Genomic DNA, 16,541 nt, shown 5'->3' with positions numbered 1-16,541 from the left:
AAATATTTGGGCGCAGGCCAAAAGTAAAAATAGTCTAGCAAGGTTGTTTGTTACTTTAAAAACCTCATTTAGCTATGTTACGGTGAACCGTATCATAAGTAAATGAGGTTTTTCAAGAGTGATTTGAAAGATAGTAATAAGATAACAAAAAAAACACTGCATTAGAATTGAATCTTCCAATGCAGTGTTTACATTACTCTCCTATCCGGTTTTGCCAAGCCATAATTTTATTAGTTGTACTGTTTATTAATACTGTTATTCCTTTTCCGTTTTCCAGATTTACTTCAACAACAATTACTTTTTTGGCATTTTTAGTGTTTACCTGAATGTCTTTAATAGCTGTACCTTTAGTTAATTCCTTTGCTTGAACAAAATCAGTAACCATGGACTTTGCAGCCTCTTGACTTAATACTTGAGTAGCTTTTGCATCAGTTGAGTTTTGACTGGACATACTGAGTATTTCTCCAGTCTTAGCATCTATGAAAGCAGATTTAATATCAAAAGGGCCTCTGTCCGACTGTACCTTTGTGAAGTAAACTGACCAAATAGATCTGCCCTTATAAGACGCATTATTCTTAGACTGATCAAAATATTCTGTTTCCAGTGTATACCCTCCATCTTTTACCTCAACATCAAAAATAGTTTTAAGCGCCTTTTGAGTGATATCCACCGCCTGCTGCTCCGTTACGGAAGCAGTGTTCCCCTCGTTCTCGTTAATCGTTTTTTCAATAGAATTATTAGTCGCAACCTTTTCCGTCATAAGAACATCTTTTTTTACGACGTCCATTTTCTGTGCGGCAAAAACTGTTCCTCCTAAGCTTCCAGCTAATAACAAAGTAGAAACTGCCGCACCAATCATTCGTTTGTTTTTTAAATTTATCATGAATTATGGAACCTCCCATGGTTATTTTTTTGGATCTGGCCATCTCCAACCTTACATTTGTAATAATAGAAAACAGATATCTTAGAAGTATCGATTACATGTAAACAAGTTGTAAAGTTTAAGGGAGACTTACTTCAAAAATGGAACCTATTCCTACTTCACTGCTTACGCTTATTTGGCCATTATGAAGGTTCACAATTTCTGCGCAAATGGCTAGTCCTATGCCCGCTCCTCCATTTGATCTTGATCTGGCTTTGTCCACCATAAAAAACGGATCAAATATTTAAACTCCTGTTTTTTTAGAAGAATCAAATCCATCAGCTTGAAGGAAAGAGCCTCTAACCGTTTTCCTTCATTGTAAATATAATCCAATGATTCATAATAAATTTTTTCATAATTCCCGTGCCTGTCACAACCCGAGATTAGTCGAAGATTGTTAGATTAATAAATAGTGATGAATGAAGTGATAGTATTGTATAGAAGTGCAACTGAATAGTATGGGGTGTAAACCCCGATCAATATTAACGTCAGGGAATCAGTTATCTTGCAGGATAACTGCCAGTTTGTTGCATAAGGCTTTTGCGCTAAATCCGGGATGTTTGCGGTTTTTGGCGTAAGCCTATGAAACATAAGAACTTGGTTAGTTAGATAACCTTTACTTCATAATGTAGGTTAAAAGTGAGATTATATATTTACCGAACGTTGTTTATGCTGACGCCAGACACGGTTGTGCCTGCCCACCCCATCCCCCATGGCCGAGGGCACTAAAAAGAAATAGAGCCGGGAACGTCCCAGCTCTAATAAGAAAACATATCTTCAGCTATAATGCTCAAATCGCTAAATTGACGGGATGTAATGGTATCTTCACGTCCATAGGCATTCCATCGTTGATAGGTCCCCTCGTGCCATGAATAAATTTCAACCGTTTCATTATAAGGATCAATGATCCAATATTCTTTCACCCCGTAACGCTGATACGTATTGTATTTTTTCACTCGATCATTTCTGGAAGTAGAAGGGGATAAGACTTCAACGACAAGATCAGGTGCTCCCTTGCATCCATATTCATCCAATTGACTTGGATTGCGTACAATTGAAAAATCAGGTTCAAACACATTGTCTGCTTCATTAAAATCATCCGTTTCGGAGAAACGAACGGAGAATGGAGAAGGGTACACCTTGCAATTCTTATCTCTTAGATAAAGATTAAATTCGGTTGTTAAAAAAGAAACAATTCCTTGATGTTTCCTGCCTGGAGCAGCAAGAAGGATCGGTTCGCCATCAATGATTTCATATCGTTTTCCATCGTCCCATTGGAGATAGTCTTGAAAGGTGTATCGTTCGCTTTCATTTCTTTGGATATCCATGATCAATCACCCCCTTTTATTTTATTTTTATCTTAACAGAAAAAAGAAAAGTAGAGGAATATCAGTGTCAGGCACCGCAAAAAGACAAATTATTAGATTTGTTAATTTGGAGGGGACAGAGTAGTGTAGAATCATTAAACAAACTTTGACAATTGTTTTGGTTATAACTAAGTAGAATTTGGATATACAAGTATATAGGAGAGTACTTGGTGAAACCGAATTGGCATTGGGGGAGAGGAGATGCTCTTATTTTTAGCTGGTCTATTTTGCGGTTCCTTTGTTACGATTATCATCATGAGTCTCATGTTTGCTGCAAAAAAAGGTGATCAACATTTGGAAGAGTATCTAGAAGACAATTACATTGAACAAGATGATAAGAAATAGCTGAAACATTATTGAACGGGTACTAAGATTAATCTACCTTTCCTAGATAAATAAAAGGCGCTAAAGTCCTCTTTATTCGAGAACTTTGGCGCCTTTATACATGTATTTCAATTAACTTTAGATGTGATCCATAATCAATTTTAACCAGCCAATAAACGCAATCCATAACGGAACACTCAGTGATATGCCCCAAAGTAATCCACCTAAGAAATTCTCTTCCCTCTCCATTCATATCAACTCCCAATATTAGTGGTAGAGTATAATTTGTTGATTCATGGATGGTCTTGAATATATAAATAAATGCGTTCGCAAACTAGTTTTAATAACTATATCAAAAAAGTTATTAAAAGGTTGATGGATATTGTCATCTATATTAAATAAGTTCTCGACAATATTTGAATTGTTTTTTAATATGGGGTGAGAATGTACGTTTAGCTTTGAAGGAGTATTTAGGGATCCCAAAGGCAAATGGGCGGGAGAGAAATTTGTAGAGGAAATCTTAAAACAAATTTTGAATGAATTAAAAGAAATGTGCGTAGACATAAATGAATTGAAACAAGGACAGAACAGACTGGAAGTTGGGCAAGAAAAATTACAAAGAACCTTGTCGATAGTTTAGGATTATACACAGATAAAATTGTTGATCATATCGATGATAAAACTGAAGTATTAAATAAAAGAGTTTACAAAGTAGAAACAGATATTGAACGATTAGACAGACAGTAAGGGGCCCTTACTGTCTTTTAAAATTATAAAAATTCCTTCATCCAAGGGGCCAACATAGAGCGAGATAGTTCAACAAAATGGGCAGGTGATTGACCGGATAACTCAACAGCCGTTTCAATATTTATCTTTGATCGTAAAAATAGTTCCATAGTTAAGGCAATTCTTATTTTTTCCTGCAGTGTAGCCCCTACTAAACTATGGACGCAAGGCCGAAACTCCTCGGGAAACTCCACTTGTAGACTTCCAATTTCCAAAAATATCTCCTCCTAGTCCGATTTCAAAAGTCTATTTTGCCTCACAGTGTTCTGTATTGCTAGAATAAAATGGCACCACCCATTCACCGTTTATATACATTTGGAAAGGTAAAAAAGACATGTTCATTCATGAAAATTTTTCTATTTCTAAAAAAAGGATGTGATTTTGATATTTGGGACGATTGGATCTAGAAGTTCCATCCATGGTATCCAACTGAACGATCCAATGTACACTGCTGACCCGAGCAATACCAGAGATTACTACAGAGACCACTTCATAAAAGATTATATATACTCCACTAAATTTTTTTAATCAAACGTTTGATTGAATTTTTTTTTACATAAACCATGTCCTTTTAATGACAATGTCTGTATATAAGAGGTGGAATGCCTATGGCCGGCGGCACCACACGCAGACCAGGGTAAACACTAGCAGCAATCATCTTTTTAAGCTGTTTTTGTTGTAAATGAGGTCATTTGTAGTGCAAAAAAGGATAGATGTAGCAACATCTAATCTGCTCATCTATCCCTTCATTTTTCATTCCATATATCTGACACTATATAGGGTTGAATTATATTAAAAGCTGTTCCCGCAGTTTATTTCTGGCATCTGAACGCCAATTTTTAACGGCAGATATGGAGATATGTTCACTTTTGGCGATTTCCTTGATAGATAGTCCGTTGAAACAGGCTTTAATTAACCACTTTGTTTCCCTTTCTGAGAGGTTTTTTCCATAAGTCATAATTAAATCAGAAATCAGGTCAGTGGGGTGATCTTCAACCATTTCCCAATAAGCTTCTTCCGGATAGACCATTCTTTCCTCTTGCTTTTTTTCCATTGTTAATTGGTTAAGGATTCTGCCTTTGATCGTAGAGTAGGCAAAGCCGGAAAAGCTGCCTTTTTCTTCTTTAAAGGATTGCTGTGCTTCCCAAAGTGCGATTAAACCAGTTTGATAGAATTCATCAATATTTTTATAGATATTTAAGGAGTTGATAATTTTGTGGATCATTGGCTGATATTGGACTGCTAATTGCTCAAAGCTTTCCATGTGTGAATTCCTTCTGGATCGCGCGCTTCCAATGTATTCCCGGGTATCTCTACCATACATGGAATGGAAAAAGGCAGCGACTTCACCAAAACCACTTTTGAAGCCAAAAAAACAAGTAACAGTAAGAAAATCATGATGAAAAGTGAACTTGGGAAAAGAAAATCACGTTTTTCATCAAAAAGTAGCTGAATTTCGGAAAAGGGCAAAAAAAAAGGAGACGTTACTATAAACATCCCAAAATAACGAAAAAATCTAACAATTAATAAAAAAAGTCGGCCATTAGCCGACTAAAAAATAGATTATGGAAGTTAACGCATTTATAAGTACCTTTAATAGTTTGCTACTTCATTTTCACTTGTGACATTGATGATATAGGCGCCTGAAAGAATCCGTGTCATGAATTGTTCCATATAACTTTTAGGAACCGCTACGCAGCCGGCTGTGGGCTGACCGTTGCTGACATGTAGGAAAAATCCAGAACCGGCTCCTTTTACCGCATTCATGTTGTAATTAATCACAATCGCATAATAGTATTGTAGATTCTCATAATCCGCCAAATGCTCATTTCCGTTGCCGGAAAAATTCCCTTCCTGCCAAGTATTATAAAGATTGCTATTTACATCGCTGATCCAATAGCTATTCGGTGTAATATGCCGGAACGGTAATTTGGTCCCTGGATTGGATTGGCCAAATGCAAAGCCTAATGTATAGGCTCCCTTTGGAGTATGTTCGGAGCCTTCAGTGGCTTGTCCAATGCCTTGGGAACCGACCATCCCACTTGTTGAAAAAGCTTCTCCCCACTGATTATTGCTTTTTTCCCATAAGGTTACATTTGCTGTTGTGCCGCTTCCAACAACCGTTACAATTTGGTCCGTTTTCTGCGCAGTTTTCGAATTCGCCACGATTCCCGCAAACCCCGTTGGTTGGGCTTGTGCTGTTGGCTTCGAAGTGCTTGCGGAAGAAGTACTAGGTGCCGTGCTGGTTTGGGCTGCAGCAGCTTTAGCCTTTATTTCAGCATCTGCCTCTGTTTTTTCTTTTTGCGTTAGCAAGGTGTCAACATTTGCTAAAAGATCCGTTAGTTCTTTCTTCTTTGCTTGATTTTGAACTGCTTCTGCCAGCTTTTTTGAAGCGTTGTAGGAATCTCTATTAACTTGATCCGCTAAAGCAGAATGAGTACCATCGGTAAACAAAGCAAAGACCGATTTTACCGCGTTTACTTGAGCAGTATATTGTGTTTTTGCTGCATCCAGTTTCTTTTGTAAATTGGCTTTCAGCGTAGGGTCTGTTAGCACTAAAACCAATTTCTGAGCTTCGTCTAACTGGCTCTCTGTTACCCCATCAGCCAGTATGCCATCCTTTAAACATTCGTTGACGTTCTTCTTTGCTGTTGTTTCATTGTCTAAAAGAACGCTAGCTTTCTCTAATTCTTTTATTAATTTATTTTTGTCGTTTTTATCTTTCAAGAGTGAAATTTTCTTTTGATCTTTTTTTATTAAAGATGGTTTAACATTTGCAGCAAGAATTTTGTGCTCTTTATCCTTAAATAGATCATTGATGGTGGCTTGTGCTTCTTGGAAGTGTTTTTGCTCCATATGGCTGGCATAAACTTTATAACCTCCGAAACAGCCGCTTAAAACAATCACGCCTGCCAATGTTACGATCCAGGGTCTTTTCTTCATCTTCTTCTCCTCCCATAGGTGTCAGTTTGATCTCTAAAGAACAAGGAAACCATTCGTTGCGATAAGCAAAAGGGTGCGTCTCGAAAGATTAACCTTTTGACAGCCATTTGCTTTTTGGCAAACGAGATGTGTTACCAAGTTTCGTTTTATTTTAGTATTATCATACTTTATAAAAGCCATGGGATAAATGGAAGAACGCTAAAATCAGGAAATTTATAGATTTGTTTATGGTTATCTTTTGTTGAAGTAGATTTATTTGGTTCAACATGTATCAAATAACCTGCCTTTCCTGATTCTATGAAAATCTATTTTCTAATTTAATCATAGTAAAAATTGAGAGAAACTCGTACAGTTGATAAGTAAATAGGTAAACACCAAAAAGCCTAACCTTCAAAACAAATAGAAGATTAGGCTTTTTACTTAATAAAATCAAAGGTAATCCCTCTTGTGCGTATAGGCTAGCGATCTGCACAAAAGGGATTCTATCATTTTAATTGAGTTTTTTAATTCTTTTTCTTAGTTTTGGAAATCCTTTGCAATAACATCTTTTATCTGCTGCGGGTCAATCACGATTTCATCATTTTTTGCTTTAAGAATGTCATCATACAACTTCTCACCAACGCCGGTAAGCTGCTGGTAATTTACTTGTTTGCTAAAATCATAGTTTTTGGCAGCAAGACCCAGACTAACCATATCAGAAGTTGAAATATTAGTATCAATAATATAACTTGAAGCGGAACTTGCTAAAGAAGGCAATTTTGAAATTTTATCCTTGCTTAATGCGCCTTTGGCAATCCCTTTTAGTGCCTCCAATTGAAGCAGCTGTCTGCCATAATCCCCATTTGCAAGGGAATGTCGTTCACGGACTAGTGCTAATACCGTATTTCCATCAAGAAAATGACTGCCAGTATTAATGGTTTGCGAGCCAATATTGACATCCATTGGTACATCCATTTGGATACCGCCCAATATATCGACCATCGATTTAAAACCTTCAAAATTGGTTTCAGCATAGTAATTAATCGGCACTCCTGTTAAATTACTAATCGCTTGAACGGCCTCTTCGATCCCTTGTTTGGTTCCTTTTTTTGCTTGTAAAATGTATTGTACACTTGTTAATTTTGTATATCCATAACCATCTAAATGGACACGGGTATCACGAGGGATACTAACAGCATTTATCTCATTTTTGCTTAAATCCACATGCATCAGCATCATTGTATCGGAGTGTCCGATCGTTTGGCCAGGTCTCTGGTCAGACCCCATCAATAAAATATTAAACGGCGGAACGCTATCCGTTTTGCTTTGTGGTTCTGATTTTGTCTTACCTTTTCCACTTGGGTTGGAAGCAACAGGAATCGTTTTAAAATGATTCTTTGGTTGAAGCTGGTTGTATTCAAATCCTATAGCAGCCGCTGCTAGGATAACAATTCCTAAAAGACTAAAACCAATTACCTTCCCTTTACCCTTACGTTTTTTCTCTGACCTCATACATCTTCCTCCACGAAATCCTAGCATTTTTTTACAAAAAAATAGTTTTTTTGCACTAAACCTAGTGTAACTTCAAAATTCCTGCATGTCACCACACAAACAAAATTTGGTATAAAAAATATTAATATATTTAGAGACAGAATAGCAAACAAACTTTTTTTGTTTGATGAAAAACAGATAAAATATTGGAAATGAGATTAAAGGAGAGGGGGAAGGACCCTGGCCAGGATTACTTACTTGGGGCAGGATCCGTTGTTACCGTGGCTGAATCGTTAATTGTTGATTGCTTGTCCGCAGGTACACTTGAGTCACTTGGTACATTTAAGTCACTTGATACATTCGAGTCACTTGGTACACTAGAATCACTTGTTGCTGCGGACGGCTCTGGTGTTGGTTGTTCTAAGGTAGTAGTCTGTGACTTGGTTGGTTGTGCTTCTGTTGTCGGTTTTGTTGTCTCCGTTGGTAAAGCAATCGCATTTGTTGTCGATTTAGTTGAAGTTTTAGCTGTTGGTGTTTTTGTTCCTTTAGTAATAGTATGTACCGAACCTGTAGAGCTTGTAAGCTTCGATGAAGTTTTAGCCGTTGATTTTTCAGTATTTTGTATAGCAGATGTTGAGTTGGCAGTGCTTGGTGCTACATTTGGACTTTGTTGTTGGTCTTGATTATTTCCTGTATTGTCAGCCTTTAAATTGTTTAAGACTTCAGTTTCACTGCTTTTTCCATTTTGTGAATTTTCAACAGCCTTTTTATCTTTTTTAACCTCAAAGGTATCATTCTTGTTTACAGGTCTATTAGAACTGAATGTGTGTTGCCCTATTAGAATCACTGCTAAAGCGACGACAAATTCTACTATGAGTAACCATGTATTTATTTTATTAAACTTTTTAAACCCCATGATATGCCCCCCCATCAGTTTACATGCTCTATTCCAATTTTACATCATTCACTATTATTTCCATATTTTTTACTTACAAAATTTTTAAAAAATCTGCACATTTGCGGAGATTAATCATTTTGGCTATTCTAATTGGCTTTTTTGGTATAAAGAGTTGAAAACAACATAAAAAAGCACTCTTTGAAAGAGTGCCCCTGTTAAACCTTACAAATATTGATCTTGTTTCTTTTTTGTGCTCTTGTGTAATTGTTTAAAACACTAACACCATGTTCTTCATATGATAAACCAGCAAAGGAAGGCATTGGATAAATCGAATCCGAGCGCTCATCCAGTTTTCTTTTTCCCAGACCTCCATCGCAGTATCATATACATCCCTTTTTAGTTATATAGGCTCTGGCAGCGTAAACACATAAAAAGACAGTTTATTAAATATGTAATGTAGAGGCCACAGTGGGGCAAATCTTACGTGTCCTTTTCACAAGGAAGATATTGCTAACTAGATATAATCATAGGAGGTAAAAAAAGGTGAAAGGTATTATCTTAGCCGGAGGTAGTGGTACGCGACTATATCCATTAACGATGGTAACTAGTAAACAGCTATTACCGATTTATGATAAACCAATGATTTATTATCCGCTTTCAACCTTAATGCTAGCAGGTATTAAGGAGATATTGATTATTTCAACTCCAGAAGATACCCCAAGATTTAAGTCGTTATTAGGTGACGGGTCTCAGTTTGGCATTCATCTTCAATATAAAGTTCAACCAAGCCCGGATGGACTAGGTCAGGCCTTTTTAATTGGTGAAGAGTTTATCGGTAACGATTCAGTATCAATGATATTAGGCGATAACATTTATTATGGTAGCGGTATGAGAAAAATTCTTCAAAGAGCTGCTCAAAAAGAAAGGGGGCTACCGTATTTGGATACCATGTGCAAGACCCGGAACGGTATGGGGTTGTTGAATTTGATCATCATGGAAAAGTGCTTAGTGTTGAGGAGAAGCCTAAAGTTCCTAAATCAAATTACGCGATCACTGGTTTATATTTTTTCGATAATCAGGTTGTGGAAATTGCCAAAAATGTTAAGCCTTCTGCTCGAGGAGAATTGGAAATCACCTCGATTATTGAAGCGTATTTAAATATGGGGGAATTAGAAGTTGAACTGCTTGGACGTGGATTTACATGGTTAGATACAGGGACGCATCAGAGTTTAGTAGAGGCAACAAACTTTGTTAAAACGGTTGAGGAACACCAAGGGATAAAAATTGCTGCACCGGAAGAAATCGCCTATATAAATGGGTGGATTGATAAAGAAGAGCTCATTGAGTCCGCTAAAAAATTCTCTAAAACAGGATATGGACAGTATCTGTTAAAAGTAGCAATTGGGGAAATCAAGTATTGATTTGGGGTGCTTAAAGTTGAATATTTTAGATACAAGTATACCTGGAGTGAAGGTTATAGAGCCTAAAGTATTTGGTGATCATCGCGGCTGGTTTATGGAAATATATAATGATGCTATTTTTAAAGAAACTGGAATTGATCTAAATTTTGTTCAAGATAATCATTCATTTTCTGCAGTGAAAGGTACTTTAAGAGGACTACATTATCAATTGCACCCAAAGTCACAAACAAAATTGGTTAGATGTACAAGAGGATCCATTTTTGATGTTGCTGTCGATATTCGCAAGGGAAGTCCTACCTTTGGAAAGTGGTTTGGAATAGAATTAACTGCAGAGAATAAGAAACAACTATTCATTCCAAAAGGCTTTGCTCATGGCTTTATCACATTAACTGACGATGTGGAGGTTCAGTATAAGGTAGATGAACTGTATGCGCCAGAGTGTGATAGAGGTATTATTTGGAATGACCCATCCATTGGAATCGAGTGGCCCATTGATATGAAACCAGTGTTATCAGGTAAGGATGAAAAGGCACCTTTTCTCGAAGAAGCAGATAACAATTTTATTTATGAGGGTAAGCTATGAAAATATTAGTTACAGGGTATTCGGGACAACTTGGCTATGACGTTGTTCGTGAAGGCTTAAACAGAGGATTTGATATGATAGGTGTAGGTTCAAAAGATTTGAACATTACGGATGAAGCTTTCGTCTATCAATATATTGGAAATGTGAAACCAGATGCAATCATCCATTGTGCGGCTTATACAGCAGTAGATCAGGCAGAAGAAGACAGGGATAATTGTTGGAAAGTGAATGTTGAGGGTACAAAGAATCTTTCCATTGCAGCCAGAAATGTAAACTCAAAATTTATGTATATAAGTACGGATTATGTGTTTAATGGAGAAGGAGATATTCCTTTTGTTGAAAAGGATCAATCAGAACCAAAAGGATACTATGGACTTACAAAGCTTGAAGGTGAAAAAGCTGTCCACAGTATTTTAAATGATTGGTTTATTGTGCGGACATCATGGGTATTCGGCATGAATGGAAACAACTTTGTTAAAACCATGCTACGTTTGGCAGAAACTAGAGCTGTGTTGAATGTGGTTGGAGGCCAGGTTGGTTCGCCTACGTATACGTATGAATTAGCTAGATTGTTAGTCGATATGATCCAGACAGAAAAGTATGGAATTTATCACGCAACGAATGAAGGATTTTGCAGTTGGGCTGAATTTGCGAGAGGAATTTTTCGTTTGTCAGGAAAAGGGGTTAAGGTCAATTCAATACCAACTGAAGAGTATCCAACAAGAGCAGCACGACCAAAAAATTCTCGATTGTCTAAGCAGAAGTTGATTGACAATGGGTTTAAGCCATTGCCTAATTGGCAAGATTCATTACATCACTATTTGAAACAATTACATGAGGTGGAACAATGACACAGAAAAAGATTCTTGTCACAGGTGGCGCAGGGTTCATCGGAGGAAACTTTGTACAATACATGGTGAATAAATATCCACAATATGAAATATTTAATTTAGATTTGCTCACGTATGCTGGAGATTTAACGAAGCATAAAGATATAGAGCATAAAGAAAATTATCATTTTGTAAAAGCAGATATTGCTAACCGTGAAGCTATTTTTTCTCTTTTTCAAAAGGAAAGTTTCGATTTTGTTGTCCACTTTGCGGCAGAGAGTCATGTGGACCTGCTCCATTACGGATCAGGGAATTTTTGTACGAACAAATGTGATGGGGACTCAAGTGTTACTTGATGCTTCTAAAGAAATAGGGGTCGCAAAGTTTCTTCATGTATCTACAGATGAAGTGTATGGTGAATTAGATTTTGATCCGTCGACATTCTTTACGGAAGAAACCCCGTTGCAGCCAAATAGTCCGTATAGTGCAAGTAAAGCATCGTCTGATTTATTGGTTCGAGCCTATCATGAGACATATGGTCTTCCCATTAATATTACTCGTTGCTCCAATAACTATGGTCCGTTCCATTTTCCAGAAAAACTGATACCATTGACTATTTCTCGTGTCCTAAATGATGAGAAAGTTCCAGTATACGGTGATGGGAAAAATATTCGAGATTGGTTACATGTACTTGATCATTGTACAGCGATTGATTTAGTTTTACATGAAGGCGTTAATGGAGAAGTTTATAATGTCGGTGGACACAATGAACGTACCAATTTAGAAGTTGTTAAAACTATTTTAAGTGCTTTAGGAAAGTCCGAAGATCTTATTGAATTTGTCGCAGACCGTTTGGGCCATGACAAGCGCTATGCCATTGATCCTACTAAGTTGGAAAAGCTAGGATGGAAACCTACTTATACATTTGAGACAGGAATCGCTCAGACTGTTCGGTGGTATCTTGACAATGAGTGGTGGTGGGGGCAATTCGGTTACTCATGAAGGACATTTCCTGTATTTCCTAGCCAGGTTTTGTCTTTCCTACTTTATTGGGATCAAATCAGAAAGCTTTCTATCCCTTTTATTTTTACAAGAATTAAGTAAAGATTGTATTTGAAATCTATTGCAGTCAAGTTGTTGTTTCATCTTTGTTATCAGCGTAGTCACACAAAAAGACTCTTCCTTTTTCCCATCAAAAACGGCTTTATCTACTTCCAACATGTTTAAAAGGAATACTGTAATTTCAACCATTGTAAATTTGGTATTTTCCAAATATGCACTTCCACCGAATTTCCTCATACCTTAGTTAAAAACGTTCTTCTTTGTTAACGAGATGGGGAGAAGCAGTGAAGTTGTTTAATAAGTTTACAATGGGGCATCGCAAAAAGAAGGATAAGCTTGTTATGGGAGCAAAATTTCAAAGCCAGACTGCTAAAACACGTGCAAAGGAACCTAAAAGTGAATATAGAATGAGGGATATTGAAAAGTATTTTCGCCCTTCTTGCCTTTCTATTTTAAATAATCGAGTCATGGATTTTCAGTTTTTTGATCTATATGATGAAAAACCACATGATGAAATTGTACTTCCAGCTTCACTTATGAATACGCCGGAAAATACCATTATTCATTACTTCAGTATCCTTCGAGAGGCTGAAAATCTTACCAAAAATCAAATGGGTGGTTGCGGAACAGTGGGCATGGCTAGAACGCCTTATCCTGTCGCCTATAATTTTTTAACAAAGGAATATCAGAAAAAGGTATCTTATCCTTCTTATCTTCACTCTTTCAAAGGAATCGGACATACGAATCTAATCAAATTAAATAAATCACCTGTTAAGGGCCATCCACAAACCATCCAGTTTTTTATTGAGCTGGAAACCATTGAGGGGTCCTCCAAGAACCTTACTTATTTTGCCTATTATTATGGATATGTCTCTATTAAGAAGGAAAAAAATATGTATAAAATTGAGGATATTACCTTAACGGGAGAGGACTTTCTCTGCGCCGCCTATCACCTTTGGCAGCATGATGCAGAAGCAGTCGTAGATGTTGAGTATGGTGGTTGGTGTAAGCTAGTGAAAAAAAGATGGCCAACAAAGAAAGATGGCTACTTTAAGAACATTGATTTTGTGGGTACTGATGGTAACGAATATCGTTTTGTCTTTATTGAATTAACGAATGATACAGATATTTTGTTTGCTCAATATAAAAAGACTCGTGAGGATAAATGGGAACCAATTAAAATTGACCCTGAAAAATGCTTGAAAGATAAAAAGTAGTTTAAGAAACATCGGGACGGTTCTAATTGTTTGATCTAACCAAAAAGCCTAATCTTCAAAAATAAAGATTAGGCTTTTTTTGCTAACTTCCATTAAAATAATACTGTCTTCACTTGGTTTTGTTTAAGCGGAATGGAGAAGTGATTGTTCTCTATTTGCAATGGACTAATTTCCTTTTCGTTTAAGTTTCCTTCATTTATATTGTCCACTGTAAGATTAAGGGTAAAAGATCCCTGACGTTCTGTTTCAGTTGGGTTAAAGAAACGGAGAACAAATCGATCTTCTTTTTCTGCTTTTTTCAGTGTGCTTAGGACTGTGTCATGGCTAGTTTCTTGCAGCAAACTATAATGCATTGGTACCATAATCCCTGATGGATTTAGTTTCATTGCATTAAACGGTATTTTATTATATGTCTGGATTGGTGTATTGTATTCTTTTGCTGTTCGTGCAAGATTTGCGTTGATGGTTGAACCTTTATGGGTTGTAACTGCAAAATTAAGCTTTAGTTTCCCAATCATTTGCGAATCAGGCGTAGGCAGTTTGATACCAGATGGGCGTCCTGGCCTTCTTAACATCTCTTCTTTTCCAAGAAAGCCCACACAGCGGAATAGGGTTAAGGCAATCGTATCGTGATTATCCCCAACAATTTCATACTCCCTCGTGCTATTGGTTAACACACTGACACCATGTTCCTCATCTGATAAGCCAACAAAAGAAAGCATTGGATAAATCGAATCAGGGCGCTCATCCCAGTTTTCTTTTTCCCAGACATCCATCGCTGAATCATATACGTCTCGTTTAATCAGTCCGAATTGATTATCAGATACCGAGAAGCTGGAAGCTATTCCGGTTGGAATCAAGGTGCGCAGGCGGTGATCTTTTGCTTGATTGTTCATTTCCGCTTCAACCTTTACAATCGGCTGATGATTTGGAATCGTTACCTTCCAATGAACTTCAACAAAACCGTCAACATGATGCACGCGTCTATTTTCGAGATTTCCAGGTACATCAAGTTTTAATTGAATGTCAATTTGGGCTTCGTCCTGATTTTGAGCGATCTTGACGTCTGCGTTTACAGCATCACTATAGATCAGCTTTTCATCAGGAAGCGGGGAGAAGTCGTATTCGTCTCCATCATCGCCGCCGTTTTCTAATAAAAGTACATTTGAAAATTCTTTTTCTAACCTCTTGTCCCAAATGTTCAATGTTCCATTTGGATTAACTGTTACCGTGTAATAATCTGTTTCAACGCTGTCCTTTGAAACCAGGGTATTGGTCATCGATTTTTTTGTACCGACAACAAAATACGTTTTATAGCCCATCGCTGGAATGGAGTCCTTTAATTGAATTGTATATTTGTAAAATGGATCATAGTTGCCGTAGTGAACAATTTGCCTGTCAATCAATCCTGGGTCCAATTCCTCTTTGGTTAAGACTTCAAATGGAATCATATTGCCTGCTTCATCCTCTAAAGAGAAGGAAGGCAGCTTTGTAATCACCGTAGTTGTCACGACCTCAGTCCGTTCATATGGCAAGAGGTTGAACGCAGTTAAACGATCCTCTGTCCGGTCGGTTTCAATTGAATCGGTGATTTTACGCTTATAGAAATCAATCAGACGGTCTGTTTTTTCCTCGGCGATAAAGAAGCGGTTCATGATTTCAAGATGAACTTTATCGGAGCAGCAGCATCCGATGCTGTCATGGGCATGATTTTTCATGATTTCCTTCCATATGTGCTCGATCAACCCATGATGGTAATCGAAGCCTAATGAATAGGCAATGGAAGCCAATGGTTCAAGGATATTCGTGATTTTATTTTCAATCCGGGCATTGGCTGCTTTAATATCCATACGGGTAGAATAGATACTTCTGTGAACACGCATGTATTTACCATCTAAAAATTCACCTTGAATGGTTGGCAATGCTTGATTTTTTTCAATTTCGGCAAAGACATTTTCATATTTGCTTAAGAAAAATTCACGGTCTGGATATAAATGCTGCAGTTTTTCCATGATCGTAAAAATATTTTTTTGGATCGGCATTTGATCATGGCCATTAGGGAGAACCAGGTTTTCCGTTGTCGCACCTTTGTCCAAAACGGTAAAGTATTTATCGATTCTTTCTTTCAGTTTTTCTTCATCCTCTGGAAGGTATTTTCCGATCGCGTAACCAAGAGGCAAGAGTTGAACAAGAACCTTAGATCCATCGGTACTTTCCCAATAAAATTCTGTTTTGTCTGTACCATGGCGCTCTGATGTACCACGCCAAAAAATCGAATATTTGATATCAAAGCCATTTAAGATTTGGGGCATTTGCGAAGATTGGCCAAACGAATCCGGTAAGTAGCCAATCATCATTGGTGATCCAAATTCCTCACAATCTTTTAGTCCGTAAAGTAAATTTCGAACAATTGATTCCCCGCCAACTACCATTTCATCTGTTTGCGTATACCATGGTCCAATGATGAGCTTTCCCTCTTGGACAAGTTTTTTGACACGCTCTTTATTTTCTGGCTTAACCGCAAAATAATCTTCAAGGATCGAAGTTTGACCATCTAATACATAGTATGGATACTCTGGATTATTCTCGAGCATTTCCATTATCTCTTCCATATTGTTAACAAGTAAAATACGTGATTCTTCTGTTGAAAAGTACCATTCTTTGTCCCAATGCATATGTGGTACGATATGAACCTTTTTCATGATGTCCTCCAAACTG

Annotated in this window: 14 protein-coding genes and 2 pseudogenes; 6 read left to right on the top strand and 10 right to left on the bottom strand. The window is 37.2% G+C overall.

The genetic code is table 11. The features are described from left to right. Positions 1-193 precede the first annotated feature (193 nt). The 3 genes from RCG17_RS11435 to RCG17_RS11425 all read right to left on the bottom strand — a co-directional run bounded on the left by RCG17_RS11435 (position 194) and on the right by RCG17_RS11425 (position 2,250). The gene (locus RCG17_RS11435) at positions 194-883 is read right to left on the bottom strand and encodes a PepSY domain-containing protein (protein WP_308175268.1); all 690 of its coding nucleotides are present in this window, start codon (positions 881-883) and stop codon (positions 194-196) included. A 118-nt stretch (positions 884-1,001) separates the two neighbouring features. Next, entirely contained in the window at positions 1,002-1,166 is a 165-nt protein-coding gene (locus RCG17_RS11430; RefSeq protein WP_374120953.1) for an ATP-binding protein, read from the bottom strand. A 514-nt stretch (positions 1,167-1,680) separates the two neighbouring features. Next, the gene (locus tag RCG17_RS11425) at positions 1,681-2,250 is read right to left on the bottom strand and encodes a Uma2 family endonuclease (protein WP_308175267.1); all 570 of its coding nucleotides are present in this window, start codon (positions 2,248-2,250) and stop codon (positions 1,681-1,683) included. Positions 2,251-2,490: 240 nt separating this feature from the next. On the opposite strand from RCG17_RS11425, the gene RCG17_RS11420 reads away from it, so the two are divergent. Next, positions 2,491-2,634 (top strand): DUF3789 domain-containing protein, encoded by a 144-nt coding sequence (locus RCG17_RS11420; protein ID WP_308175266.1) that lies wholly within the window; start codon positions 2,491-2,493, stop codon positions 2,632-2,634. A gap of 749 nt (positions 2,635-3,383) precedes the next feature. On the opposite strand, the gene RCG17_RS11415 is transcribed toward RCG17_RS11420, so the two are convergent. The 5 genes from RCG17_RS11415 to RCG17_RS11395 all read right to left on the bottom strand — a co-directional run bounded on the left by RCG17_RS11415 (position 3,384) and on the right by RCG17_RS11395 (position 8,743). Then, a complete protein-coding gene (locus tag RCG17_RS11415) occupies positions 3,384-3,614 on the bottom strand; it encodes a hypothetical protein (protein ID WP_308175265.1) in 231 nt (76 codons plus the stop codon). A 572-nt stretch (positions 3,615-4,186) separates the two neighbouring features. Next, positions 4,187-4,663, bottom strand: a complete 477-nt coding sequence (locus RCG17_RS11410; protein WP_308175264.1) for a sigma-70 family RNA polymerase sigma factor — start codon at positions 4,661-4,663, stop codon at positions 4,187-4,189. A 329-nt stretch (positions 4,664-4,992) separates the two neighbouring features. Continuing rightward, a complete protein-coding gene (locus RCG17_RS11405; RefSeq protein ID WP_308175263.1) occupies positions 4,993-6,342 on the bottom strand; it encodes a L,D-transpeptidase family protein in 1,350 nt (449 codons plus the stop codon). 516 nt (positions 6,343-6,858) lie between these two features. Further along, positions 6,859-7,833: an LCP family protein gene (locus RCG17_RS11400; protein WP_308175262.1), complete on the bottom strand. Its 975-nt coding sequence runs from the start codon at positions 7,831-7,833 to the stop codon at positions 6,859-6,861. Between the two features lie 229 nt (positions 7,834-8,062). Next, complete coding sequence (locus tag RCG17_RS11395; protein WP_308175261.1) at positions 8,063-8,743, bottom strand: hypothetical protein; 681 nt, start codon at positions 8,741-8,743, stop codon at positions 8,063-8,065. A 510-nt stretch (positions 8,744-9,253) separates the two neighbouring features. On the opposite strand from RCG17_RS11395, the pseudogene rfbA reads away from it, so the two are divergent. The 4 genes and pseudogenes from rfbA (at position 9,254) to rfbB (ending at position 12,546) form a co-directional block, all read left to right on the top strand. Further along, a pseudogene (gene rfbA / locus RCG17_RS11390) lies at positions 9,254-10,131 on the top strand (glucose-1-phosphate thymidylyltransferase RfbA). A gap of 16 nt (positions 10,132-10,147) precedes the next feature. Then, complete coding sequence (rfbC, locus tag RCG17_RS11385; protein WP_308175260.1) at positions 10,148-10,714, top strand: dTDP-4-dehydrorhamnose 3,5-epimerase; 567 nt, start codon at positions 10,148-10,150, stop codon at positions 10,712-10,714. Continuing rightward, entirely contained in the window at positions 10,711-11,565 is an 855-nt protein-coding gene (gene rfbD / locus RCG17_RS11380) for a dTDP-4-dehydrorhamnose reductase (RefSeq protein ID WP_308175259.1), read from the top strand. Before rfbC ends, rfbD begins: the two co-directional genes overlap by 4 nt. Next, positions 11,562-12,546: pseudogene (gene rfbB / locus RCG17_RS11375) on the top strand (dTDP-glucose 4,6-dehydratase). The gene rfbD and the pseudogene rfbB overlap by 4 nt, the downstream one beginning before the upstream one ends. Positions 12,547-12,585: 39 nt before the next feature. Here rfbB and RCG17_RS11370 read toward each other — a convergent pair. Continuing rightward, entirely contained in the window at positions 12,586-12,816 is a 231-nt protein-coding gene (locus tag RCG17_RS11370) for a hypothetical protein (protein WP_308175258.1), read from the bottom strand. A 74-nt stretch (positions 12,817-12,890) separates the two neighbouring features. Between RCG17_RS11370 and RCG17_RS11365 the strand changes: the two genes are divergently transcribed. Beyond that, positions 12,891-13,823: a hypothetical protein gene (locus tag RCG17_RS11365; RefSeq protein WP_308175257.1), complete on the top strand. Its 933-nt coding sequence runs from the start codon at positions 12,891-12,893 to the stop codon at positions 13,821-13,823. A gap of 92 nt (positions 13,824-13,915) precedes the next feature. Here RCG17_RS11365 and mngB read toward each other — a convergent pair whose 3' ends face one another. Continuing rightward, complete coding sequence (gene mngB, locus RCG17_RS11360) at positions 13,916-16,525, bottom strand: mannosylglycerate hydrolase (RefSeq protein WP_308175256.1); 2,610 nt, start codon at positions 16,523-16,525, stop codon at positions 13,916-13,918. Between the last annotated feature and the right edge of the window lie 16 nt (positions 16,526-16,541).

The organism is Neobacillus sp. PS3-12, from assembly GCF_030915385.1.
GTDB lineage: Bacteria > Bacillota > Bacilli > Bacillales > Cytobacillaceae > JAEVLT01.
The sequence above is the reverse complement of the archived record's forward strand: the minus strand, read 5'-3'. Positions and strand labels throughout refer to the sequence as shown.